The sequence below is a fragment of the Dyadobacter arcticus genome (assembly GCF_011762185.1).
In the GTDB taxonomy this organism is placed as follows: domain Bacteria; phylum Bacteroidota; class Bacteroidia; order Cytophagales; family Spirosomataceae; genus Dyadobacter; species Dyadobacter arcticus.
Map to the genome: position 1 here is coordinate 982077 of NZ_JAASQJ010000002.1, position 25958 is coordinate 1008034.

At 44.3% G+C, this 25958-nt stretch carries 16 protein-coding genes; 13 read left to right on the forward strand and 3 right to left on the reverse strand.

Going from position 1 to position 25958, the window contains the following annotated elements:
- Window positions 1-51: 51 nt before the first annotated feature.
- Both FHS68_RS11970 and FHS68_RS11975 read right to left on the reverse strand, forming a co-directional pair.
- Window positions 52-1692, reverse strand: a complete 1641-nt coding sequence (locus tag FHS68_RS11970) for a RagB/SusD family nutrient uptake outer membrane protein (RefSeq protein WP_167270262.1) — start codon at window positions 1690-1692, stop codon at window positions 52-54.
- A 33-nt stretch (window positions 1693-1725) separates the two neighbouring features.
- Window positions 1726-4893: a SusC/RagA family TonB-linked outer membrane protein gene (locus FHS68_RS11975; RefSeq protein WP_167270264.1), complete on the reverse strand. Its 3168-nt coding sequence runs from the start codon at window positions 4891-4893 to the stop codon at window positions 1726-1728.
- A 575-nt stretch (window positions 4894-5468) separates the two neighbouring features.
- Between FHS68_RS11975 and FHS68_RS11980 the strand changes: the two genes are divergently transcribed.
- From FHS68_RS11980 to FHS68_RS12020, 9 genes are all read left to right on the forward strand, one after another.
- Complete coding sequence (locus FHS68_RS11980) at window positions 5469-6320, forward strand: sugar phosphate isomerase/epimerase family protein (RefSeq protein WP_167270266.1); 852 nt, start codon at window positions 5469-5471, stop codon at window positions 6318-6320.
- 154 nt (window positions 6321-6474) lie between these two features.
- Window positions 6475-7431 carry an isopenicillin N synthase family dioxygenase gene (locus FHS68_RS11985; protein ID WP_167270268.1) on the forward strand — a complete coding sequence of 319 codons (957 nt, stop codon included), beginning with the start codon at window positions 6475-6477 and terminating at the stop codon, window positions 7429-7431.
- A gap of 58 nt (window positions 7432-7489) precedes the next feature.
- Window positions 7490-8632: a chromate efflux transporter gene (gene chrA / locus FHS68_RS11990; RefSeq protein ID WP_167270269.1), complete on the forward strand. Its 1143-nt coding sequence runs from the start codon at window positions 7490-7492 to the stop codon at window positions 8630-8632.
- Between the two features lie 67 nt (window positions 8633-8699).
- Window positions 8700-8942 carry a UPF0175 family protein gene (locus FHS68_RS11995; RefSeq protein WP_167270271.1) on the forward strand — a complete coding sequence of 81 codons (243 nt, stop codon included), beginning with the start codon at window positions 8700-8702 and terminating at the stop codon, window positions 8940-8942.
- Window positions 8939-9349, forward strand: coding sequence for a PIN domain-containing protein (locus tag FHS68_RS12000; RefSeq protein WP_167270273.1), 411 nt, complete (start codon window positions 8939-8941; stop codon window positions 9347-9349). Before FHS68_RS11995 ends, FHS68_RS12000 begins: the two co-directional genes overlap by 4 nt.
- Window positions 9350-9445: 96 nt before the next feature.
- Window positions 9446-12406: a serine hydrolase domain-containing protein gene (locus tag FHS68_RS12005; RefSeq protein WP_167270275.1), complete on the forward strand. Its 2961-nt coding sequence runs from the start codon at window positions 9446-9448 to the stop codon at window positions 12404-12406.
- Window positions 12407-12436: 30 nt separating this feature from the next.
- Window positions 12437-12763: a DciA family protein gene (locus tag FHS68_RS12010; RefSeq protein ID WP_167270277.1), complete on the forward strand. Its 327-nt coding sequence runs from the start codon at window positions 12437-12439 to the stop codon at window positions 12761-12763.
- Between the two features lie 5 nt (window positions 12764-12768).
- Window positions 12769-13698: a S66 peptidase family protein gene (locus FHS68_RS12015; protein ID WP_167270279.1), complete on the forward strand. Its 930-nt coding sequence runs from the start codon at window positions 12769-12771 to the stop codon at window positions 13696-13698.
- A 6-nt stretch (window positions 13699-13704) separates the two neighbouring features.
- Window positions 13705-14505: an SDR family oxidoreductase gene (locus tag FHS68_RS12020; RefSeq protein WP_167270281.1), complete on the forward strand. Its 801-nt coding sequence runs from the start codon at window positions 13705-13707 to the stop codon at window positions 14503-14505.
- A gap of 7 nt (window positions 14506-14512) precedes the next feature.
- On the opposite strand, the gene FHS68_RS12025 is transcribed toward FHS68_RS12020, so the two are convergent.
- On the reverse strand, window positions 14513-15829 hold the full coding sequence (locus tag FHS68_RS12025; protein WP_167270283.1) for an amidohydrolase: 1317 nt from the start codon (window positions 15827-15829) through the stop codon (window positions 14513-14515).
- Between the two features lie 426 nt (window positions 15830-16255).
- Between FHS68_RS12025 and FHS68_RS12030 the strand changes: the two genes are divergently transcribed.
- The 4 genes from FHS68_RS12030 (at window position 16256) to FHS68_RS12045 (ending at window position 25956) form a co-directional block, all read left to right on the forward strand.
- Window positions 16256-19519 carry a SusC/RagA family TonB-linked outer membrane protein gene (locus FHS68_RS12030; protein WP_229211863.1) on the forward strand — a complete coding sequence of 1088 codons (3264 nt, stop codon included), beginning with the start codon at window positions 16256-16258 and terminating at the stop codon, window positions 19517-19519.
- 7 nt (window positions 19520-19526) lie between these two features.
- Window positions 19527-20969: a SusD/RagB family nutrient-binding outer membrane lipoprotein gene (locus FHS68_RS12035; RefSeq protein ID WP_167270285.1), complete on the forward strand. Its 1443-nt coding sequence runs from the start codon at window positions 19527-19529 to the stop codon at window positions 20967-20969.
- 267 nt (window positions 20970-21236) lie between these two features.
- Entirely contained in the window at window positions 21237-24368 is a 3132-nt protein-coding gene (locus FHS68_RS12040; protein ID WP_167270287.1) for a SusC/RagA family TonB-linked outer membrane protein, read from the forward strand.
- 13 nt (window positions 24369-24381) lie between these two features.
- Entirely contained in the window at window positions 24382-25956 is a 1575-nt protein-coding gene (locus tag FHS68_RS12045; protein WP_167270289.1) for a SusD/RagB family nutrient-binding outer membrane lipoprotein, read from the forward strand.
- Window positions 25957-25958: the final 2 nt, after the last annotated feature.

Sequence of the window (25958 nt, forward strand, 5' to 3'; positions counted from 1 at the left end):
GCCGGGCAGGAAATGAATCCCGGCCCGGTCTTTTAAAATTACAAACCTAGCTTAAAGTCCTTTTGGATTCTGAACCGGTACGCTTGCTTCGCTCGCCTTGTTGTAAGCAAGCTCATTGGCAGGTACATCCCAATAATCCAGGAAGTTATAGTTTATGGTAGCTTTCTTGCTGACCACTCCCGCTTTATCAACGACAATAGCACCAGCCCTGCCGCCGCCACTGGCAACATCATCAATGATGCCCCAGCGTCTGGCATCGTAAAAGGCAAGGCCACGGAAAGGTAAAACAACCCTTCTTTCACTTCTCAATTCTTCTTTGGCAGCTGCTAATGCTAGTCCCTTACCGGCAACAGCAGCGAGACCGGCACCTTGAAGCGTCCGGATCCCATCAATGATTTTTAGGCCACCCTCAATGTCTCCTGTATTAATGAGGGCCTCAGCCAGCGTCAATTGGTTTTCTTCGTAGGTAGTAGCCATATAAAATTCATAAGCCCCCACGGATTTGTTTCCTAAAACGACCACACCTGCGAGGCCTTTACCACCGTCGATCAGACCGTAACGGGTATTAAATATGTTTCCACGGTCATTGTTGCCAATCCATGGATTGGTTTCAATCGCGAAATTGTTCTCCAATCTTTTGTCACCCGCTTTGAAATCCTGTATCAGGCGTTCACTGACCTTGAAATTGCTGGTCTTGGTAGTGCCGGCTGTAAGTGCTGAAGGCGTGCTGCCAGTAGCAGAAATAAAATCGCTGGTTTCGTTGGACCTGGCTGTGAGCACAAAGTCCGTAGCGTTAACGCCGTCTTTTGCAAGTGCAATGATAGATGCCCATTGCGCCGGGGTCATTGCTTTTACGGTGGTGTTCACCAGGAGATTACGCGCTTTCATGGAATTTATATTCCTCTTCCACATATCCGGCGTAAGTATCCCGCCTTTTCCAACCTGAAAAAACGCAGGGATAATTTTGCCGATGACGGCAGAGTAATCAGCAACACTGGAAACGGCGCCCAATGCTGCCGCCGCTTTATCGAAGTTTGCATTGGATTCCGCGATAATAGCTTCCTTGGTCACGAAATTATTATTGGTCCCAACTGCCTCGTCATTTATAATACCAGCGTAATAAACTGATCCAATGCGGGCATAGGCGTAACCTTTCCACCAATAGGCCCAGGCTTTTAGCGCGTTCTTTTTGCTTTCGGCATCACCTGTAAATTCAGTTTCATCGACCAGCGCTAAAACGTTGTTTGCGCCGCTGTTCAGGCTGTACATATAAGCCCACTCATAATACAATGGATTATCACTCGCATTCGCATTAATGTTGACCTGCCTGAGCATATCTATCTGCAACTTTGGAGAATTGGGGTTAATTACTTTGGTACCGTCATCGAGGATCACGTAATTGGCCACCCCAATCTCATTCAGGCGCTGGTTGGCCGCTTCTGCACCTACGTTATCCCCCATAATTTCATGATAACCCACAGGATCTCCGAAAAACCCGCCGTAAAAACCACCATACTTGACGGTCAGGAAACCATTTACATAAATAGCGCCCTGCGCCAGGTTGATCAGCCCGGATTCTGAATTTGCGCTTCCGGTTGTTGGCTGATTGGGGTTTTTGACATCCAGCTGGTCTTTGCAGGAAAGCACAAAACCCAGCAGCATCAACATCGATAGTATTTTAAATTTTTTCATATTTTGATCTTTTGAGAATACAATGAGTGATTTTTAGAAGCCGAAGTTTAACGAGACCTGATAAGACCTGTAATTCGGCATACTGCTGTGGTCGGTTCCGCGGTCCCAGGCTGAGTTATTTGCACCGGATACAATTTCAGGATCCATTCCTGTGTATTTGGTCAATGTGAACAGGTTACGTCCGGACAATACCAATTGGAGTTTCCTGAAACCTTTAATCTTGGTCAGTTTTGCAAAATCCAACCCAAGGGAAATATTTCTCAGACGAAGGAAAGAAGCGTCTTCATAAAAATAATCTTTGGTACCATTTCTGGTAACTGCTGCATATACACCTCTGTAAAATGCGGTCCATGCACCCGTTTCGCCATCAATCGTAAAAGGTTTCGAGTAATCAGCATGGATACCGTCGCGGTACATCCATTCTTTGGTTTGGTTGTAAAGATGACTTCCCTGGATCCAATCCAATTGAAATCCAAAATTCAGATAGTTCTTGAATGTAAAATCATTGATAAACGACAGGTTAAACTTGGGATTAGGATCGCCAAAGCTGTATTTATCCGGCGTCACGTAAGGGAATTTCGTAGCCTTATCTATCACATATCCGTTGCTTCCCAGCGTATAGTTGCCTTTTTCAGCTTCTGTAAGAAATGGGGTCCCATCAGGTTTTTTGGCATCCAGGCTGTGGATCATTTTATGACCATAAAGCTGACCGATCTTTTCATCCTTCCGAAGCACGTAATTGGTACTTCCCGCATTGGAAATAATAACAATTTCCTGATCTCCAACCACCGAATTGATCTTAGATGTTTGCTTCGTGAAATTGGTCGTCAAATTCCAGTTAAAACCTTTGCTATTATACATGGCCGCATTCAATGAAGCCTGCAAGCCATTAGAGCCCAATGAAAAAGCATTGGTTTTCAATGTTCCCGAACCCGAAGTTGGCGCGACATCAATGCTCCATATTGCATTGTCTGTGGTACGTTTCCAATATGTAGCAGACAGCCGGACATCATTCAGCCAGTTTCCGCCTGGCATTATATTAAAGGTAATGTCGGTTCCAATTTCAAGTTCTTTGGAAACCTCCACACCCAAGTCAGGGTTGTTTTGATTTGGGTCAAAATAGAATGCATTGCTAGATCCTAAAACCTTTGTACTTAAAGTCACGTAGCGGTCGAAAGGTTTAGGCTGGATACCTGCTTCTCCGTACGCAGCGCGTAATTTAAATTCAGGAACACGTTCAGCGAGCGCTCCGCCTTTCCAGAAATCAAATGACGACATTCTCAAATAAACATCTCCTCTTGGAAAAGTGAACGGCTTTGAACCCCCGCCGAATGCAGAAGAATAATCACTCCTGAATCCTCCGGCTACACCAAAAATTTCACCATATTCAATTTTTTGGTTGACCAAATATCCATAAGTAATAAATGGCTCGGTGTAATCCTGGACAACCTTGAAGGAAGTTCCCTGCGTGCTTGTAAATGGCGTGTAATTGGGTAATCCTGCGGCAGCTGCTCCATAAAATTTAACGTTCTGATTGCGGTAATCAAAGGATAACTGCGTAGATGTCGTAATTGGAATGTTCCAGTGGAAATCGTCCTGAAAATTCGTGTAAATAAACGCCGTACCCAGAAAATTCTGGAATGTCCTCGCGTAGGTATATTTATCGATACCACCTGTATTATCTGGACTGATCGCCGAGCCGACCCAGGTCGAAGCTGCAACAGAATTGGCGTTATCGGATTGGTTCTGAACAGTGTAAACGTAATCCTCCCGGTTGTAATTCAAACCATACTTCGCATCCAGTTCCAGAAACTTATTGACTTTATAGTTTAGGCTGAAATTTTGGATAATGTCAACTCTTTTATCATCGCTATCCGAATAATACTGGGCGTAGATCGGGTTGCTGCCGTTCACACCGGCCGCATCTCCAAGCCTGTTGATCGGGCTTCCGTCGGGTAACTTAAAATCGTAATCAACGAAAGCGCGGCTGTTGAAGATTGAGTAGATATTGTTACCGTTCACCGTGTTTTTGGTGTAAACCAATTGTGTTGTTGTCCGAAACCTCAACCCTTTTGCCAGCTGAACTCCGATATTAGACGTCAGATTACTCCGGTCATTAATACCATTGTTCAGGAAGTTTGATTTTTGATGGTTATTAGATGCGGAAACACTGAAATCGAATTTCTCACTGCCTCCCGAAATGGAAACATTATTGTTATAGGTATTGGCAGGAACGAAAAATTGTTTGAAGTGATCATGATACGCAAGATTTGCATTGTATGGCTTATCAGTTTTGTTCAACGGATCGGTACTGTTCCAGATCACGTTTTCTGAGTATAGACCAGTAAGCGGATCAATAGTAATCGGTTTGCCCGAAGAACCGATGATATTGTTGCTGCCATCTGTATTGTACCCATGAAATTCGGACTTGGCCATTCCGCCGACATTCAAATAGGTATTATTGGTGATTGCAGTTGAAAAATCAATCAGCAACTGGCCATTTTTACCTCTTTTCGTAAAAAGCTGAATAACCCCGTTTGCACCCTGCGCCCCGTAGATGGAAGCTGAAGCGGCGCCTTGAACAACTTCAATGCGCTCAATGGAGTTGAGATCTATTGCATTCAGATCCGTTGACGCCATCTGAATACCATCAATGAGGATCATAGGAGAGGTACCACGGTTTACGGAGTTAATACCTCTCAACAGAATGTTGACCGAAGCACCCGGCGTACCGTTTCCGCTGGTAATCTGCGCACCTGGGATTTTCCCGATCAGCGCCTGGTCCACCGAAGCGCTTGGCGTTTGTGGCAGGTTTTTACCAGAAATGGTTTCAACAGAAATGCCAAGTTTAGCTTTGGTGGTAGCCACGCCGCTACCTGTTACCACAACTTCACTCAAAATCCGTGCATCCGACACCAGTTTGACATCGATGACCGATTCACTTCCCAGATCAAATTCCTGAGAGATCATGCCCACGAAACTGAAGATTAACTTGCCCTTGTCGGGCACCGTAATGCTGTACTTCCCGTCAATGTCCGTGATCGCGCCGTTGTTGGTTCCGGCCACCAGGACATTCACCCCGGGGATTGGCGACGCGTCTTCGGCAGCGGTGACTGTGCCAGTAACACTTTTTTCTTGAGCCCATAGCAATGATGAGCAGAGGCACACCAGCAGTGTGCCGAGCAGTAGAGTTTTCTTCATCAGTAAGTATAGTTAGGTTGGTATCGAGGCTTGCCTCTAAGCAAATGTATTCAAATATCAATTCGATACAAAGAGTAGATTAATTGGAAAATGGGTTACATATTAAATTTTAATATGTTTTTAATTCAGTATAATATTTTGCTAAAATTATAATAATTAAAATTTTATTCGTTTTAGAATTCCAGTTTCGTTCTTGCGCCGAGCCATCCTTCTGCCTGCAGTATGTATTGGCAAATTGTTTTTTAAAAAATATTATTAAATACCTGAGCAAAAATTCTTGATAATATTCTATAATTCCATTTTTGAAGCCTACGGTATAGTGCCTGCATCTTCCAATTTGCCAATCAAAGCATCATTAAGTAAACGATTATAACCTTATTATCAAACAATTACACAGCCAATTAATAAGGTGGCGCATTGAGATCGATTTCCTAAATGTTGCTGGATTCCATGATGTAGAATCGTCAAAATGTTCGTCAATGTCTATACGTCTTCATTAACAGACATCAGTAGTTTTTACCGGAATTCCTGCTTTTGCTGAAAACTTTTATCCAAATTTTTAACACTCTTTTACAATGAAGAAAGTAAACAAGATGGTGTATTTCGCGCTCGGCGTGCTGTTGTCTTTCAATGGCTTCGGGCAGGGACAACCTGTATTCACCAATCCCATAGGCTTGCAGGCATATACTTTCCGTGGCAGTTGGGGCAAGGGAATAGAGGCTACATTGGATACAATTAAGTCCCTGGGCATTAAGGAATTGGAAGGCGGGCCGATTAAAGGGATGACAACGGAGGAACTTCGCAAGCAACTTGACAAGAGAGACATTAAAATGATTTCCATTGGCGCCGATTACAAATTGATCGCCGCAAGCACCGAAGAAACGATCAAGAATTGCAAAATCCTGGGCGCTACCTATGTGATGGTACCCTGGATCCCTCACAAAGGTGCATTCGACCTGGCAACGGCGAAACAGGCTGTGGCTGACTTCAATAAAGTGGGCAAAGAATTGAAAGATGCAGGCATTACCTTCACATACCATAACCATGGATACGAATTCGAGCCTTATGAAGATGGTACCTTGTTCGACTACCTCGTAAAAAATACTAATCCTGATTACGTTTCTTTCGAAATGGATATCCTATGGACTGCGTTTCCCGGACAAGATCCTGCGAAGTTGCTCCTGAAATATCCAGGCCGCTGGAAGTTAATGCACCTGAAAGACCTTAAAAAAGGGGTTGTTGGAAATTTGTCCGGCGGAACGCCAACGACCAATGACGTAGCGCTTGGAAACGGCTCGATTGACATTCCCGCCATTTTGAAAGCCGCAAAAAAAGTGGGGGTTGAGCACTACTTCATTGAAGATGAAAGTCCATCTTATCTGAAGCAGATACCGGTTACGATCGCTTATATTAAGAATATCAAGTAGTAAGTTGACAAAGTTGAGCGTAGTCTAAAGACTACGCTCGCGCTTTATCCGGTCTCCGGACCGGAGAGCAGACTTGGCAAGTCTTTAAGACTTACCAAGTCTGCAAGTCTAGAACTACCGGGATAGTTTTATACTTTGCAGAAAAAAGGATTATATGGAACCAGCATTATTAGATCAGGTCCCTTCGCTGGATCTGGCTGACTTCACATCCGGCAATGCCGAGCAAAAACAGCAATTTGTGGCCGACCTGGGGTCTGCATTTACCAATATTGGCTTCGCCGCAATCAAGAATCATGGTTTGAGCGATGACCTTCGGGCCAAACTTTATGATACGGTGCGCCAATTTTTCACAGAGCCTGATATCATCAAAAAACAATACGAATTCCCGGAGCTTTTTGGGCAAAGGGGATATATCGGAAAAGGGAAGGAAACCGCAAAAGGCTTCAAAGTCGCTGATCTTAAAGAATTCTACCACATCGGTCAGCCCGAACCAACCGGCAGTATGCCCTCCAACGTTTTTCCGACAGAAATACCTGACTTCGAAAAATATACATTGGAAGTGTACCGGACATTCGAAAGTGCCGGAAAAACGCTTCTGCGTGCCATTGCAATCTATCTTGATCTGCCTGAGGACTATTTTGAGGATAGGGTGAAAAATGGAGACAGCCTCTTACGCGCATTGCATTACTTCCCAATTCCTAATCCAGAGCTGGTTGCAGAAGGCGCCGTGAGGGCTGCCGCGCACGGTGACATTAACCTCATTACTTTATTAATGGGCGCCAGCGCGGAAGGGCTGGAAGTGTTGCGGAGAGACGGACAATGGATCGCGATCACCGCATTACCCGACCAGATCGTAGTAAATGTGGGCGATATGCTCGACCGCCTCACCAATCATAAATTGAAATCCACCATCCATCGGGTAGTTAACCCGCCGCGGGAAAAGATGGGCACTTCCCGTTATTCCATTCCATTTTTCATGCACCCGCGCGCGGATATGGACCTTACTTGTCTGGAAAGCTGCGTTTCTCAGCAACATCCCAAACTGTATACCAATATGACTGCCGGAGAATTTCTAGATGAACGTCTGCGAGAATTGGGATTGAAAAAATAACCCTCAAGAACACTTGGCTTTTCCTCCCATTCGCCGGTTTCGCTACATCATTTATCTGATGGATATACTCTTGCTGTCATTGACGGCATTTGGCGGCCCGCAGGTACATTTAATGATGATGATCGAGAGGTTGGTCAAAAAGCGGAGATACATTACCGAAGAAGAGTTGCTCGAACTGCAGGCGCTTTGTCAGGTATTGCCTGGTCCGAGTTCTACGCAGACGGTGACGGCTATTGGTCTCAAAATCGGCGGTCAGCCTCTCGCTTACCTAAGTCTGATCGTTTGGTCAATACCTGCTATGTTTTTGATGACAGCGGCTGCGATAGGTATTCATTATCTGGAACGCCATTCCATTTCACTGTCATTCACGCGGTTTGTCGGTCCAATGGCCGTCGCATTCCTGATGTATGGCGCATATGCCATCGCCCGAAAAGTGATCCATAATGCGCAAGGATGGACATTCCTTATCATCTCAACAATGCTGGCATATATGTACCCGTCTCCCTATATGACCCCGGTACTCATTATTTCAGGCGGAATTGCTGCGTCGCTGAATTTCAAAAAGCACGAGAAAATGGAAAAGGGCCCGATCAGAATCATCTGGCGTCCTATAATCTTCTGGATTTCGGTATTGATTGCGGCAGCCATCATTGGTAAACTTACCAACTCGCTGCCGGTAAGGCTTTTTGAGAACTTTTACAGGAATGGCAGCCTGGTTTTTGGCGGTGGCCAGGTACTGATACCCCTCCTTTATAATGAGTTTGTAGAGTTTAAACATTACCTGACAGACCAGGAGTTTCTGGCAGGAATGGCTCTTACACAAGTCGTGCCCGGGCCTGTATTTTCTATTGCGACGTTTGTCGGAAGTGTGTCGCTGCAATCACACGGCTGGCTCGGACAGATTGTAGGAGGGTTCGTGGCAACTGCCGGGATATTCCTGCCCGGTACATTTTTCATCTTTTTTGCCTATCCATTTTGGGACCAGCTCAAAAAGTACCGCGGTATCCGCGCTTCCCTCGAAGGCATCCACGCCGCAAGCTGCGGACTTACCATTGCGGCAGCCATATCGCTTTTTCAACCCATGATGAATGATATACAGCCTCTGCTTACTGTAATTATTACCCTGCTCCTTTTAACATTCGCCAAGATCCCTTCTTACGTAATTATCATCGCCGGGCTGTTGCTAGGGCTGATATTTTAAGAATTTGGGGTTTAATGGCAAAACTGATTTCTATGCTTATCTTTACAAGACACCTAATTTCCCAACCATGCTTTTAGAGCTTGATGATCAAATCGTACAAAGTACGGGCCTGAGTCCGGAGGAACTGAGAATTGAACTTGCCGTACAATTGTATAAGCAAGAAAAATTAACAGTCGGCCAGGGAGGAAGAATGACTGGGATGGGTTCAGTTAAATTTCAGCAGGAACTCGGCAGAAGACGGATTTCATCACCGTTTACCAAAGAGGATCTGAACTCTGATTTAGAGACATTAGCTGGCTTATTTCAGTGATTGTAGTTAGTGACACGTCTGTTATCAGTGGCTTAATACAAGCAGAGAGCCTGTTTATTCTTCAAAAACTCTACAAAAGAATAGTAATTCCAAACGAAGTATTCTTCGAACTTAATAAACTTGACAAGCGATACCTTGATCAGTTATCAAATGACTGGATTGAAGTTATCAAGGTTACTAAAACCCCGTTGCTAAATGAACTTTCGTCAATATTAGACCTTGGAGAAGCCGAGGCGATAATGTTGGCGAGAGAACTAAATGCTGATGTTCTGTTGATTGATGAGAAAAAGGGAAGGATGATTGCTTCCAAAATGGGTGTTAAAATTACCGGAATTCTAGGAACACTTATAGAAGCTAAGCGTCAGAATCTCATTAAAGAAGTCAAACCGATTTTAAAAACACTATAGAAGACGTTGGAGTATGGTTCAGTCCGGATCTGATCATAGAAGTATTGACTAGAGTGAATGAAATTAACATTAATAAAGACTAGCTTTTTAAGACAAATGAAACATACCCTTCTGACACTTCTCTCTTTTTCCCTTTTTGTTTCAAATACCTCAATTGCCCAAAATACTTCTCCCAGCTTCCTGCACAAAAACCAGCAATGGGTTGATTCCGTTTTTGCAACGTTAACTCCGGACGAACGCATTGCGCAATTAATTATGATTCCGGCTGTTTCAGATGTAAAAAGAGCTTTGATTGACCCGAAAGCGAGTAACCCCGCGATGGTTGAAAAGCTGATCAGGGAAAACAAAATTGGCGGGATCGTATTTTTTCAGGGCGGACCGGTACCCCAGGCAAACCTTACAAACCATTACCAATCGATTTCCAAAGTCCCGTTGCTGGTAGCCATGGATGCAGAATTCGGGCTGGCAATGCGGATTGATAGTACCGTCAGATATCCGTACCAGATGACGCTTGGTGCAATTCAGGGAAGCAATGATTTGATCTATGAGATGGGTGCGCAGCTTGCCAGGCAAGCGAAACGGCTCGGAATGCACATTAACTTCGCCCCGGTAGCTGACGTAAACAACAATCCCAATAATCCTGTAATCAGCTTCCGTTCATTTGGAGAAAATAAATATATGGTTGCAGATAAGGCTGTGGCATATATGAAGGGAATGCAGGACAATGGCCTGCTTACCAGCGCCAAACATTTTCCCGGACACGGTGATACCGGAACCGACTCGCATTACGACCTTCCATTGATTGCCCATAACACCACGCGCATCGATTCGCTTGAAATGTATCCTTTCAAAGCATTGATCAACAATGGCATCAGCGGCATAATGATCGCGCATTTGAGCATTCCAGCATTGGATAGTACGGCAAATCTCCCTTCAACGCTTTCCAAACCGATCGTTACCAACGTTTTGAGGACCAAGCTGGGTTTCGAAGGATTAATTTATTCCGACGCGATGAATATGAAAGGGGTTACCAAATATTTCCCCGATGGTAAAGCGGACGCGATGGGCCTGGAAGCCGGAATGGATGTTTTGGAATTTACAGAAGATGTTAATAAATCCATTGCGGAGATCAAAAAAAGCATTACGGAAGGAAAAATTACACAAGCTGAAATCGATTATCGTTGCAAAAAAATCCTGCACGCCAAAGCCTGGGCAGGACTAAATCATTACAAACCGGTTGACCTGAATAACCTTTACCAGGACCTTAACCCGAAATCCGCGGAGCTAATGAACCGTCTTTTAACCGAAAAAGCCCTAACAGTCCTCAAAAACGAAAATTCTCTTTTGCCGCTGCGGGCGTTGGATACCTTAAAAATCGCCTCCGTATCCATTGGTGTCGATACGATCACAACTTTTCAAAAAACACTTGAATTATATACAACAATCAAACATTTTCAGATCCCTACAAAACCGACGGATGAGCAAATTACTGCGCTGAAATCGCAGCTGAAAGAATTTAACCTGCTTTTGGTCGGTGTGCACCTGGGCAGCATTTCACCGAGGACCAATTACGGTTTGACTGATCAGATGAATGCTGTTTTACAGGATTTGATAGCGACCAATAAGGCGGTGGTTTCCATTTTCGGCAATCCTTATGCATTGAATAAGATCTCAAAAGCGGAAAATGCGAAAGCATTGGTGATGTCGTATCAGCTAACGGCATATACCCAGGATATTTCGGCCCAATTGATTTTTGGCGCAATTCCAGCAAAAGGAAAATTGCCTGTTACGGTAAATGACCAATTCCCTTACAATGCAGGCATTGAAACACCTTCCCTGGGCCGGCTGAAATATACGATTCCGGAAGAACTAGGAATGGATTCTAAAATCATCACCTATAAGATTGACTCCATTGCTAACGTCGCACTGACGCAAAAGGCAACACCTGGTTGTGTGGTACAGCTCGCAAAGGATGGAAAGGTATTTTTCAGAAAGGCTTATGGAAAACATACTTATGAAGGTGCGGCGCCCGTAAAGCTGACCGATTTGTACGATCTGGCTTCGGTAACCAAGATTACCGCATCCACATTGGCATTGATGAGCCTGTGGGACCAGAAAAAGTTTGATCTGGACGCTACCATGAAAGATTATCTCCCCGATTTTGCAAAATCAAATAAGGCTGACCTTGAATGGAGAAGGGTTTTAACGCATAGCGCCCGTTTGAAGGCTTTTATCGTTTTATGGAAAGAAGCTCAAAATCCGGACGGAAGCTGGAAAAAGAAGACTTTCAGTACGAAAGAATCTAAGAGATATCCGACATCTGTTGTTGGCGACAGCCTCTTTATTTTCAGAAATTATGATCAAACGATCTTTAAAGCAATCCGTAATTCTCCATTGAATGAGAAGGACGGTTATGTGTATAGCGATTTATCATTCATTCTTTATCCGCAAATTGTCAAAAGCCTGAGTGGGGAAAATTTCGAAGACTATCTCAAAAACCATTACTATCATAAGTTAGGAGCGAATACGCTGACATTCAATCCGAAAAGATTTTACAAGCTGGAAGACATTGTGCCTACTGAGAAGGACACTTTTTTCAGGATGACGCAGCTGCATGGTCAGGTTCACGACGAGGCGGCTGCCATGCTTGGGGGATTGAGCGGGCACGCAGGTTTGTTCGGGGACGCCAATGACGTGATGAAGGTGTGGCAAATGTATTTACAGCAAGGATATTATGGCGGCGAGCAATTATTAAGCAAAGATGCACTCATTGAATTCACCCGCTACCAGTATCCCGAAATGGGTAGCCGCCGTGGGATTGGGTTTGATAAGCCAACTTTTAAATATTCCGGCAATGCTCCGAAATACGCCAGTCCATCTAGTTTTGGGCACACAGGCTACACAGGAATTATGACCTGGGCCGACCCCGCATGGAAGCTCAATTATGTTTTCTTATCCAATAGGGTGTATCCTACCAGGGAAAATCCGAGGATATCGACGCTGAATATACGCACTGCAATCATGGACGTGGTTTATCAGGAATTGTTGAAAAAGTAGCTATCTTGTATCATTCACCTCCACAAAAATATGGCGCAGCAATACAGATTTGATAAAGAAAAAGCTTCGAGACGGCCTGGCGTTACACCGTTGAAAGATGCCATAGATCAAATGCTGGACAAATATCGGCTGCGAAACCGGTTTGACCAGTCGTATGTAGTAGCACACTGGGACAAGATCATGGGTACGGCCATCGCCACCCGAACCAAGAAAGTGTTCATCAAAGACAGGACGCTTTTTCTCCAAATTGAATCCGCTCCATTGCGCAACGAACTGTTCCGCGCCAAGTCAAAAATTATTGAACTCATCAACCGGGAAATGAATAGCAATCTGGTCGAGGAAGTGATTTTTATCTGATTAAAATGAATGACATTAAGCTGCCCCCATTTTTGAAACCTGGCGATAAAATTGGGATTGTGGCGCCGGCCAGTGTGATTAAATACGAAGATGTTCTGCCAGGTATTGCGCTTTTCAAAAAGTGGGGACTTGAAGTAGTGGAAGGTTCCACCCTGAAAAGCTCTTTTCATCAATTTTCTGCACCTGACCATATCCGCCTTGCCGATATGCAGGAAATGCTGGATGACCCTTCGATCAAGGCAGTCATCGCGGCACGCGGTGGTTATGGCTGCTCACGAATCGTCGATAGTCTCAATTTTGATCAATTTATTAAGTCGCCCAAATGGATTATCGGTTTCAGTGACCTGACCGTCCTGCTTTCGCAACTGTACAATCTTGGCTATGCAAGCCTGCACGCGCCTATGGCGAAATCGATTACGACGGACGGCGCAGAGAACGCCGCAGAATCGTTGCGGCAAATTCTCTTTGGTGAAATGCCATCTTATTCTTTCCCTGCTCACGATTTCAACCGCCCAGGCATTGCGCAAGCCGAACTTGTTGGTGGTAACCTATGCCTTGTGGCACATTTAATTGGATCAGCTACCGAAATCGATACGGACGGCAAGATTCTCTTCATCGAAGACATTAATGAATATCTGTATAACCTCGACCGCATGATGATCCAGTTAAAAAGGGCTGGCAAATTATCAAACCTTGCGGGGCTGATCATTGGCCAGTTTACAGATATGAAAGACAATAAGCATCCGACATTTGGAAAAGATTCCTATGAAATCATTCAGGAACATGTCCAGGAATTCGACTATCCGGTTTGCTACAATTTCCCAGTCGGACATGTCGGTGATAATCGAGCAATGGGAATTGGAATGAATGCTTCTTTAAATATTGGAAATGAATTGGTCGAGTTCAGCTTTTCTGTTGCAGTACCGGCTATCTAAACAAACATGGAGAATTTCAAAGATAAGGTAGTCTGGATCACTGGTGCCTCTTCGGGCATTGGGGAAGCATTGGCGATGGCATTTGCAAAAGAAGGGGCGAAACTGGTGCTCACTGCCAGGCGCCAGGACGAGCTCGAAAGAGTAAAAAAATCAACCGGCTTGCCAGACGGATCAGTCCTCATCCTGCCCATGGATGTTACTGAATTTGAAAATGCGGAAAGTGCGGCTACACAGGTCATTTCCCGGTTCGAGCGAATCGATATCATGGTTCACAACGCTGGCGTAAGTCAGCGTTCATATATCAGGGATACCAGCTTGGAAGTTTACCAGCAATTAATGAATGTAGATTTTTTCAGTACCGTAGCCCTTACCAAGGCCGTGTTACCTTATATGATGCAGCAAAAAAGTGGGCATTTTATTGTCATGAGCAGCGTAGCTGGCAAGATCGGGACGATTATGCGGTCTGGCTACAATGCTGCAAAACATGCGCTTCATGGTTTTTTTGACTCATTGCGAGCCGAGGGATATCCAGACAACATTAAAGTTACCACCATTTGCCCGGGATACATCCGTACGAACATTTCAGTGAATGCCTTGAATGAATCCGGTGGAAAATTTGGCAAAATGGATTCTAATCAAGAGAATGGCATACCTGCCGACGAATGTGCCCAACGCATTTTGAAAGCCGTGGCAAATGATAAAAAGGAAATTTATATTGGCGGTTTCCAGGAAGTAGCGGCTATCTATATAAAAAGATTCCTCCCTAATCTTTTATTTGATCAGGTGAGGAAAAATATTCCAGAGTAGAACCGAGCTATTTTTTGGCAGCCAGCTTATGCATGTCAAGATAATCGATAGTAAGCCTGCTCAACGACCTTACACCCAAAACAAGGCTGCCCTCGTCGACATAAAAATCGGGTGTGTGATGCGGCGCAGCGTCCGCTACATTTTTGCCTTTTGGCATCCCGCCAAGAAAAAAGAATAAACCAGGTACTTTCTGCTGATAATAAGAGAAATCCTCCGCTCCGGTTTTCGCTGGTATTAAAGACACATTTTCGGTTCCGGCAACATTCTGCAACGTACCAATCATCTTTTCGGTCAAAGGCACATCGTTTACGGTAACCGGATAAAGTATCTGGATCTTGACGTCAGCCGTCGCACCGGCGCTTTCGGCAACGTGGGTGGAAATGTCATTAATGCGTTTATGGACGAAAACGTGCATCTTTTCATCGAATGTGCGAATTGTCCCTACCATCTTTACGGATTCCGGAATAATATTCTGTCTGATCCCTCCATTGATCATACCAATGGTTACCACAGCCGGTGCCTGCGTAAGATTAAGGTTTCGGCTTACGATCGTTTGAAGCGAATTGATAATTTGTGCAGAAGTAACAATGGGATCTACGCCCGACCACGGATAAGCACCGTGTGTTTGCTTGCCTTTGACATTGATGGTCAGAATATCCACCGCCGCCATCGTTGGGCCCGGCTTATACCCAATCTTGCCCACTTCGATTTGAGAATCAATGTGCAATCCGAAAACGGCATCCACTTTTGGATTTTCGAGTACGCCCTGCTTAACCATTAGTTCAGCCCCTCCCTCTTCCCCTTCCGGCGCACCTTCTTCCGCAGGCTGGAATATAAATTTGACTGTGCCCGCCAATTCTCCTTTCATGGATGACAGCACTTCTGCCACGCCCATCAGGATAGCAATATGCGTATCGTGTCCGCAGGCATGCATTACACCCGTTTTTTGTCCATTATAATCCGTGACCACAGTCGATTTAAAAGGTACGTCAACCCGTTCGGTTACTGGTAAAGCATCCATGTCGGCCCGTAAGGCAACAACCGGCCCTTGTTTTCCTCCTTTGAGCAACCCTACCACACCAGTATGCGCCACACCTGTTTGCACTTCCAGTCCAAGCTGTTTCAGGTGATTGGCTACTTTCTCTGCGGTTTTAAATTCACGGTTTCCGAGTTCCGGATTCTGGTGGAAATCGCGCCGCCAGTCGATTAACTTTTTCTCCAGCGATTGTGCTTTCTGGTCAATTTTTGCTGACAAAACATTTTGCGCATCACTACCATAGGTATATAAAAGCATGAGGGTAATGACTAAATTTCGTAGTAACATGCCATTCTTTTGGTTAAGTAAATATTAAAATAATACAAATTAGTTACCCTGCCTTTTACCTGCCTCCCCAGCCTATACAAAAGCGCCATTTAATTTAGAAATATTCTATATAAGTTAAACGTATAGCGAAAGCGTCCGAAGGCTAATCTCATTATAAAACTTAAAGTGAGTTTATGCTAATGATACAAAAAAGTCAATAAAAGCACCAATCTGTTAACAATTACATAATCATTGCCGCGTTTTATCCATATTCCAACATTTATAAAAATCGCAAAAAATGCCATTGTTCAGGTATAATATTTTTCGATTATGCAGGTCATGCCAAAGTATATTTTGAAAATTCGCAATAGAAAGGTTGTAATGGTTAAACTAATAATTATTTTTGCAACATAATGTTAACATAACAAACTTAATTTTTAATCACGTATGAGGAAGACTCTATTATCCTTACTGGGATGTATGTTGCTTTTGACTGCACAATTATACGCCCAGGATCGCACAGTGACAGGTAAAGTCACAGCTGATGACGGCTCGGCGCTACCGGGTGTAAACATTTCTTTGAAAGGTACTACTCGTGGTACTACGACCAACACGCAGGGAGAGTATTCAATTGCTGCCGAATCAGGCACGACATTGGTATTCAGCTTCATCGGTTTCGAATCTCAGGAAGCCCTTCTTGGCAGCCAGACGACCATTAACATTGCTCTTAAAAACGACGTTAGCCAGCTTCAGGAAGTAGTGGTTACCGCGCTTGGCCAGGAGAAAAAACGCAATGAGCTTGTTTACGCAGCGCAACAGGTGAGCTCGGAAACACTTACACGCGGTCGTAATACCAACCTGATGAACGCACTTTCAGGCAAAGTAGCAGGTCTGGACATAAAAGCGAGCAACACCATGGGAGGATCTACAAGCACGATCATTCGTGGTTACAAATCGATCACCGGTAATAACCAGGCACTATATGTAATAGATGGTATTCCTGTTTCTAATGCAAACACGAATACAAACGATCAGCAAACGGGCAGGGCGGGGACAGATTATGGCAATGCCGCAGCGGATATCAATCCTGACAACATTCAATCGATCAACGTATTGAAAGGTGCTGCTGCCACTGCTCTTTACGGATCGCGCGCTTCAAACGGTGTTATTTTGATTACGACCAAACAGGGCCGGAAAAACAGCTTTGATGTAACCGTTAACAGTGGTATAACATGGGGAAAAATCGATAAAACTACTTTCGCCAAATATCAAACAGAATATGGCGCTGGCTACGGTGGCGCTGAGGATTTCTATGAAGGTGACCTTGGGTCTGGTGTAGGAAAGATTGCTTCATTTGACTCGGATGCATCATTCGGACCCAAATTTGATCCTTCCTTAAATGTATATCAATGGAATGCTATTGATCCAACATCTCCTTTCTATCAGCAAATGCGTCCATGGGTCGCCGCTCAGAACGGTCCGGACAAATTTTATGAGACCGGGGTAACTTCAAACCAAAGTATCAACATCACAGGTGGTGGTGACAACAGTACATTCAAAATCGGTTATACCAGAAACGACGAGAAAGGTGTTCTTCCAAACAGTAAGCTTGGCAAGAATCTTTTCAACTTCTCTGCTTCATATGACCTTACCAAAAAGCTCTCTGTATCTGCTAACGTAAACTACTCTCAGATCAAAGGTCTTGGACGTTTCGGCACGGGTTACAATGGTAAAAACCCAAATCAGGGTTTTCGTCAATGGTCACAAGCCAACGTAGACATGCTTGAATTGAAAGACGCTTATTTCAGAAATGAACAAAACGTTACATGGAACTGGGCCAACCACTCTGGTGCTGGCGCAAATTTCGCAAACAATTATCCGATCTATTTCGATAATCCTTATTGGAGCCGTTACAAAAACTTTTCAAATGACTCTCGTGACAACTTCTTCGGATATGCCACAGCAACCTACAAAATTGCTTCATGGTTTGATTTGACGGGACGTTTCGCCTATAACGGAACAAACGATATGCAGGAAGAGAGAATCGCAGTGTTAAGCCAGGCTCCTGGTAACTATACACGTTTCAATCGTTCTTTTAACGAAACGAACCTTGACATAATCGCAAATTTCAGAAAAGACATTACCAAGGATCTTCACTTTGCCGGTTTGGTGGGTGGAAGTATGAGAAGGTCAAAAGAAACTTCTATCCGCGCTTCTACAAACGGCGGCCTGGTTGTTCCTGAACTTTATTCTCTCGAAAATTCGAAAAACCCGATTGAGGCGCCAACAGAAATTCTTCGCCGCATAGGCGTAGATGGATTGTATGCACAGGCATCTTTCGGCTTTAAAGAACTGGTTAACCTTGAATTGACTGCAAGACAAGATAAATCAACTACGCTTCCTGAGTCGGAAAATACTTATTTCTACCCATCTGTTGGAGCGAACTTCGTATTCTCTGAGTTGCCCGCATTGAAATCAAATTGGTTAAGCACAGGTAAGTTCAGCGCGAATTATGCAGAAGTAGGTAACGATGCTCCATTTGGTGCGACAAGAGACATTTATGACAAGCCAACTGCAATCGGTTCAATTCCTTACTTCTCTCTGCCGAACGTTAAGAACAACCCTAATCTTAAATCAGAAAGAACTAAAAACCTTGAATTCACACTTCAGATGGGCTTTCTTCAGGAGCGTGTTGGATTTGACGTTACGTATTATAAATCGAATACCCTTGACCAAATTCTTCCTGTCGATATTACCTCAGCAACTGGTTACACAGGTAGATATGTAAACTCAGGAGAAGTTCAGAACAAAGGCGTTGAAATCTCCGCATTTGTTACACCGGTCAGGACAGGCGACTTCGAGTGGACCGTGAATGTGAACTTTGCAAGAAACAGAAACGAAGTATTGAGCCTTTATGGCGATGTACAAAACGTACAGGTTGCAGCTTTGCAGGGTGGCGTATCATTGAACGCAGCATTCACAAAAGATGCAAATGGTAAAATCACCGGCATGCCCTTCGGAATTATACGCGGAACTAACTTCGTATACCATGAAAACGGTCAGAAAATTGTAAAAGCCAACGGAATGTACCAGGCTAGTGCAAGTTCTGCTGAAATCATTGGTAACCCTAATCCAGACTGGATCGGTGGTTTGAACAACACATTGAAATACAAAACACTTGCTCTTAGCTTCCTGATTGACGTTCGTCACGGTGGAGATATCTGGTCACTGGATCAATGGTATGGAGAAGGTACTGGTATTTACCCAATCACTGCCGGCTTGAATGACAAAGGTATCCCTAAGAGAGATCCTGTTGCGAGTGGTGGTGGAGTTCTTTATCCAGGCGTACAGGCTGACGGTTCTCCAAACACTGTTTATGCGGCGAACACGGACGGTGGCGGTGCTACTGCTTATGGTTATCCTGCTAACCCTCCGAGAGCACAGTATATCTACGACGGAAGCTATGTAAAATTGAGGGAGGTAGCGTTGACATTCGGTCTGCCACAATCAATAGTTTCAAAACTGAAAGCTTTCAAACAAATTGATATCTCACTTGTGGGACGCAACTTGTGGATCATCGATAAAAACATGGATTATCAGGATCCGGAAGAAGGCTTGGGTTCAGGTCTTTTGGCAGGTGCTGGTGGATACCAGACAGGTGCTTATCCGGCTGTAAAAAATTATGGATTTAATGTTAAATTCCGTTTCTAAAAACAACATGAAAAAAATAATCATATTCTTATTACCGGTCGTGTTACTGGCATCCTGCGTTGATAGCCTGGATGACTACAACATCAATGAGAAAAAGGCCACGGTGGTACCACCAGCAACTCTTTTTTCAAATTCATTGAAAGGTTTGGCGGACGTTTTAACTACGCCCAGCGTAAACACAAACAACTTTCGTCTGTACGTTCAGTATTGGTCGACAACGACTTATCTTGATGAGCCACGTTACAACCTTACTGCTCGCCCCATTCCTCAGGCAATGTGGCAAGCACTTTATCGCGACGTGATTTCAGATTTGACAGAGTCAAGAAAGATCCTTACGGCCGACGCGCTTTTGAGCCCTGCGATTAAAAACAATCAGCTTGCGCAACTTGAAATTGTTGAAGTTTACGCATGGTCTGTGTTGCTAAACACATTTGGCAATATTCCTTATACTGAAGCGATGAATCCTGAAAATCCATTGCCGAAATATGATGACGCTAAAACTGTATATGATGCAATTCTTGTTCGTCTGGATGCGGCTTTGGGAATGATTACACCCGCTTCTGCCGGCTTTACAGCAGGAGACCTTATTTATAAAGGTGATATGGCAAAATGGAGCAAGTTCGGAAATTCTTTGAAGTTGAAACTGGCGATGATCATTGCCGATGTGGATGCTGCGAAAGCTAAAACATTAGTTGCGGCGGCGGCACCAAATGTATTTACCGCAAATGCTGATAAAGCGGCATTCCCATACATTGGAACACCACCAAATTACAACCCGATCGCGCAGAACCTTAACATTCTGTACTCAACCCGCCAGGATTATGTCGGTGCTTCTACTTTGATCAATCCTTTGAACGCATTGAATGATCCTAGAAGAGCTTCATTCTTCACTACAACTGCTGATGGAAAGTACGTAGGCGGAAACTACGGTTTCCTCAATACTTACGCAAACTTCTCCAAAGTTGCTCCAAAAATTATCGAACCAACTTTGGAAGGTTTGTTTATGGACTATGCGGAAGTTGAGTTTTTCCTTGCAGAGGCAGTAGAAAGAGGATTTATCACCAGCGGAACTGCTGCCTCTCATTATAATGCCGGAATAACGTCTTCCATTTTATATTGGGGTGGAACAGCTGCTGACGCAACTACTTACCTCGCGCAGCCGCTCGTTGCTTACGCTACTGCGAAAGGCGATTACAAAGAAAAAATTGGTTCCCAAAAATGGATCGCACTTTACAACCGTGGATACGAAGCATGGGTAGAATGGAGAAGACTGGATTATCCAAAATTGCTTCCCCCGACAGGTGGAAGCGCTCCGGCCGGTCTGGCAATCCCTGTCAGGCTCATTTATCCTATCAACGAGCAAACATTGAACCCGGCTAACCGTGAGACGGCTGCTGGTGCCATTGGCGGTGACCTTGCTATTACCAAATTATGGTGGGATAAGCAATAATAGACAGCATTTGCACAAAAAAATAAGGCGGACATAAGTCCGCCTTATTTTTTTGTGCAAATGCTGTAATAGATTTTTCGTCAAAAATGTGCCTTAAAGTAACTTGCAAGGCTTTCCTTTATTTTGGATATACCAGGTTTCGCCAAAGTATCAGCCGGACAATGCCGTTTTTAGCCAACTAAAATTTCGAAATAATCGTAGAACCTCTTGTGATTGTTAGAACAATTATTATTTTTACAGAGATTACTTTATAACAAACCTAACTTAATGAAAAAAAATCTACTAACCTTCTTGGGAGGATTGTTGCTGCTGTGCAGTCAGGTCTACGCCCAAAGTAGGGAAGTGACCGGGACGGTTACTTCCAAGGACGACGCTTCCCTCTTACCAGGGGTATCTATCAGGATTGCCGGTACAAATTCCGGAACGCTTACAAATGACAAGGGTGAATACAGCATCAATGCACGGCCCGGGCAAACACTTCTTTTTTCTTTTGTAGGTTTCCTTAACCAGGAATTAAAAGCGCCTGATTCCGGCCCTTTGGATGCTGTCCTGACATTGGACGAATTAGCATTGAATGAGGTGGTAATTACCGCCGGTGGTCTCACCGCCCAGAGAAGAGAGCTGGGCAATCAATCAACAACTGTAAAAGCACAGGATATTGTCCAGGGCAAGCCAATCAGCGTTGCGGCAAGTCTCGCCGGACGTGTTCCCGGCCTTTTAGTAATGGGCGTAAGCAGCGGTGTTAATCCAAGCTATCGTCTGGTACTTCGCGGAAACCGTTCTTTGACGGGTAACAACCAGGCACTCGTTATCATTGATAACATCATTTCAACCAGTGACATTCTGGGCAACATCAATCCGGAAGATATCGATGACATTCAGGTCCTGAATGGCGCTGGTGCAGCAGCACTTTACGGTTCTGATGCGTCCAATGGTGCATTGATTGTTACTACAAAAAAGGGCAAATCCGGCAAAACAGAAGTACGTTTCTCCAACACTACTACCCTCGAGAGTGTAAGCTTTTTGCCACAGCTACAAAAAGGATTCGGTTCAGGAACAACACCAGATGATGTGCCAACCTACACACCTTATGAAAATCAGCAGTACGGACCAGCATTTGATGGCTCGACCGTTGTAATCGGTAAGCCTTTGCAGGATGGTTCCATCCAGTCGGAAATTTATTCGTCGAAAAATTCCAGGGAAGATTTTTGGGAAACAGGTTTGGCCAATCAGTCGGATTTCAGTATTTCTTCGGGCGATGAAAAGGGTACCTACTACTTATCTGCACAGTATTTTAACCAGAAATCTACCGTTCCCTACGATAAATATAAACGTTACAGCATCCGTGCCAACAGTACGCGGCATATTTACAAAAACCTGTCTGCGACATTCAACACGAACTTTATCGCAAACCGTTATGATCAGAGTAGCCAGACAGCACAAGCATATCAAAACCTGTTAATGTCGCCTTCTCAGGTAGATGTTACGAAATACGAAAACTGGCAGACAGATCCGTTCGCAAATCCAAACGGATATTTCAACGAATACTATCCCAACCCTTACTTTACGCTTTCCAACAACCGGACGGATGGCCGTAACGACTATTTCCAAGGTAATATGGAGCTGAAGTATAACCCAATCAAGCCTTTGACTTTTACCTATCGGGTAGGGATCAGCACCAGAAACCTCTCAGGAAAGGCGAGTACCAACAAATTTACTTTTACTGACTATACAAAAGGCATTTCTGGTAGTTCCAAGACAGATGTAGCAGGATCGGTATCTGATTATAGTGGTTTCAATACCCAGCTGGTCAACGACTTCATTGCCGAGTTCAGAACTGATCTCAGTAAAGATTTTAACTTAAATGTGGTTCTTGGAACAACTTTTAGGGAAAACAGCAGAAAAGATGTCGGTATATCAGCCAACGGGCTTGTAATTGAAGGCCTTTATAATGTCGGAAACAGTTTGAGCAACCCGTTTGCTTCGGAAGCTGTTTACAAAAGCCGTCAGATCGGGGTTTATGGAGAAGCCCGTTTAGGATTTAAAGATTTCCTTTACCTGCACGTGACCGGCAGAAATGACTGGCGTTCCATTCTATCGAAAAGCAATCGGTCCTTCTTCTACCCATCTGCTGACGTCTCATTCATTGTGACAGATGCCATCCCGGCACTTGGCCAATCGGATATCCTTGAAAGTTTGAAACTAAGGGGAGGTTATTCCAAAGTAGGCCAGGTTAACCTTGGAAGTACCTACACATTCGGAGCATATGCCCTAAACAGCACATTTTCACAGGCTTACAACTACCCATATGCGAGTGGCGCGGGATTTACCCTGGACAACACGCTGGTTGCTGCCAACCTGAATCCTGAAATCACCACAGGGTTTGAAGGAGGTTTTGACTTTGAGGTTCGTCCAATGCAGATCAGTGGTGGTATGACATTCTATCAAACCAACACGGTTGATCAGACGATCTCAGTTGTTATCGCCTCTTCTACCGGATACAACAGGTTGACAACCAACGTTGGTGAAGTTCAAAACAACGGTATCGAAAGTTACCTGCGCATCACCCCCGTCAAATTGCCCAATGGCTTGGAAGTTTCGCTGGGTGCAAATTATACGTTCAACAAAAACAAAGTCATTTCATTATCTGACGGAGCGTCTGAATTCGCATTGTCCGAGCAGGGAGCTGCTGCTAAAATCATAGCAAAAGTAGGTTCCCCTTTTCCTCTTTTACAGACAACCACCTATAACCGCGATCCCCAAGGAAGAATCATTGTTGATCCAATAACAGGTAACCCTGCATCTGATGGCTCTTTCACAGATGTCGGCATCACGAACCCACCACATATCCTGGGCGCTAATGGAACAGTGAGGTTCAAAAAGCTTCGGTTTAACATTCTGTTTGAATATCGTAATGGCCATTATATCTACAATGCCATTTCTACCGGCTACGACTTCTCAGGTGCGGGTATCCGTACAGCATGGTATAACCGGGATCGCTTCGTAGTTCCTAATTCATCTTATATGAATGCTGAAGGAAACTACGTGGAAAACACCAACATTGCCGTTAGGAGCGGTGGTGCCGATTTCTGGACCGACGGAACAAGAAATACCGGTATTGGTGAAAATTATGCCAACTCTGCTGGATTCTGGAAAATGCGTGAGGCTTCTCTGTCTTTTGATTTCCCTGCTTCCATTCTTTCGGCAACGAAGTTTATCAAAGGAGCCTCTCTCAGCATTCAAGGCAGGAACTTGTTCATATGGGTACCAAAATCCAACCTTTACACGGACCCAGAATACAGTAATAATGGTGCCGATAGCAATGCAGTAGGTTTTACTACGTTAGGACAAACACCTCCTGCCAGATATTATGGCGGTACGGTATCAATCACATTTTAATTGAAAAAAACGAATGAAAAAATATAACATTAGTTGGATGCTGGCCTTGATCATCACGGTCCTCTCATCCTGCAAGGATTATCTGGAAATAAATACCAACCCCAATTCAGCCACCAGTACCTCGGCTTTGCTGGTCCTTCCACAGGCAATCGTGGGATCGGCTTTTATTGCAAACCAGTTTAACAACTATGGTGGGCATTTCGGAGGGTATATTGCAAATGCGGGTGGTTTTTCAGGTTTTGGTAACCTTTTTAATTATCAGTTGGTGCCTAACGACTACAATGGTATGTGGATGAACACGTATGACAATCTTCAGGATTATAAATACATCCTGGATCAGACTGCCGGGGTCGACGAACAGGCTTATGCCAATGCTGCTGCAAAAATTATGACCGCGCTCAACTATCAGAGATTGGTGGACGCATTTGGCAACGTTCCTTATACAGAAGCCTTGCAAAACAATGCAAACCTGACACCTGCTTATGACGATGCTGCTACGATTTACCAGGATCTTGTGACGAAACTGGATTCTGCCATTCTGATTATTGATGGAGCGAAGTTTCCGTTGAGTCTTAATTCCTCTTCTGATCCGATGTTTGCCGGGGATATGACAAAGTGGAAGCAGTTTGCTAATACATTGAAACTGAAAATGCTTATACGGGTATCAGGTGTGGCAGCATTATCCGGTTTTACAACTGCAAAATTTGCTGCGCTGGATAAGACGCTTGGCTTCATTGCAGATGATGCGATCATTAATCCGGGTTATGTAAAAGACAAACCCAATCCGCTCTGGAACTCATGGGGCTACTCAAATACGGGCGCCCTGTCCAACGCATCCAGAATCCCGACCGAATTTGCTTACGGATTTTATAAAGGTCAAAAACTTACGGACGAAGGAAGAGGAGGTGTGATATATAAGAATTTTGCAACAGGATCTCCGGTGAATCAGCTTGGCAATGAAGTTGAAGCACCTACGATTGTGACGAATTACTCAAGCTGGTATACAGGAACATTTAACAGTGCATCGAGTATTACCAATGCGCTTGGTGTATTGAAAGGACCTAGCCAGGGACAGGTTATCATGCTAAAAGCCGAATCCGAATTTTTACAGGCCGAGGCCAGGCTCAAAGGATTCCTGACAGGGGATTTCACACTTAATTTCGAAGCCGGCATAAATGCATCGTATACCTATCTGTATAAAGATGTAACCAATGTAGTCTCGCCAGGCAAAGATGTTGCCGCTGATATCGCAGCATACAAAGTTGAGAACCCAACGAGTTACCTGGTCAACATTAAGCTGGCTACCACGCCTGCTCAGAGACTCGAGGCGATTATCACACAAAAATGGATTGCCGTGAATATGATCAATTCTGAGGAAGGCTATAATGAGTTTCGCAGAACAGGTTATCCTGTCACCGTTGCCAACGGAGATGGTTTTCACAACATTGCATCATTGCTCTCGACATCTACCAGACCGGACAAGCTTCCTTCAAGGATCCTTTATCCATCGTCGGAGCAATCCTACAATGCGGCAAATTACAAAGCGATCAACCAGTTCACAGACCTCATTTTTTGGGATCCTAATTAACA

What these genes read in the sequence shown, in the direction of transcription:
- FHS68_RS12015 (WP_167270279.1), top strand. Translation starts at nt 12,769, where the DNA reads ATGAATGACATTAAGCTGCCCCCATTTTTGAAACCTGGCGATAAAATT.
- FHS68_RS11980 (WP_167270266.1), top strand. Translation starts at nt 5,469, where the DNA reads ATGAAGAAAGTAAACAAGATGGTGTATTTCGCGCTCGGCGTGCTGTTG.
- FHS68_RS12005 (WP_167270275.1), top strand. Translation starts at nt 9,446, where the DNA reads ATGAAACATACCCTTCTGACACTTCTCTCTTTTTCCCTTTTTGTTTCA.
- FHS68_RS12025 (WP_167270283.1), bottom strand. Translation starts at nt 15,829, where the DNA reads ATGTTACTACGAAATTTAGTCATTACCCTCATGCTTTTATATACCTAT.
- FHS68_RS11970 (WP_167270262.1), bottom strand. Translation starts at nt 1,692, where the DNA reads ATGAAAAAATTTAAAATACTATCGATGTTGATGCTGCTGGGTTTTGTG.
- FHS68_RS12045 (WP_167270289.1), top strand. Translation starts at nt 24,382, where the DNA reads ATGAAAAAATATAACATTAGTTGGATGCTGGCCTTGATCATCACGGTC.
- FHS68_RS11995 (WP_167270271.1), top strand. Translation starts at nt 8,700, where the DNA reads ATGCTTTTAGAGCTTGATGATCAAATCGTACAAAGTACGGGCCTGAGT.
- FHS68_RS12010 (WP_167270277.1), top strand. Translation starts at nt 12,437, where the DNA reads ATGGCGCAGCAATACAGATTTGATAAAGAAAAAGCTTCGAGACGGCCT.
- FHS68_RS12040 (WP_167270287.1), top strand. Translation starts at nt 21,237, where the DNA reads ATGAAAAAAAATCTACTAACCTTCTTGGGAGGATTGTTGCTGCTGTGC.
- chrA (WP_167270269.1), top strand. Translation starts at nt 7,490, where the DNA reads ATGGATATACTCTTGCTGTCATTGACGGCATTTGGCGGCCCGCAGGTA.
- FHS68_RS12030 (WP_229211863.1), top strand. Translation starts at nt 16,256, where the DNA reads ATGAGGAAGACTCTATTATCCTTACTGGGATGTATGTTGCTTTTGACT.
- FHS68_RS11975 (WP_167270264.1), bottom strand. Translation starts at nt 4,893, where the DNA reads ATGAAGAAAACTCTACTGCTCGGCACACTGCTGGTGTGCCTCTGCTCA.
- FHS68_RS12035 (WP_167270285.1), top strand. Translation starts at nt 19,527, where the DNA reads ATGAAAAAAATAATCATATTCTTATTACCGGTCGTGTTACTGGCATCC.
- FHS68_RS12020 (WP_167270281.1), top strand. Translation starts at nt 13,705, where the DNA reads ATGGAGAATTTCAAAGATAAGGTAGTCTGGATCACTGGTGCCTCTTCG.
- FHS68_RS11985 (WP_167270268.1), top strand. Translation starts at nt 6,475, where the DNA reads ATGGAACCAGCATTATTAGATCAGGTCCCTTCGCTGGATCTGGCTGAC.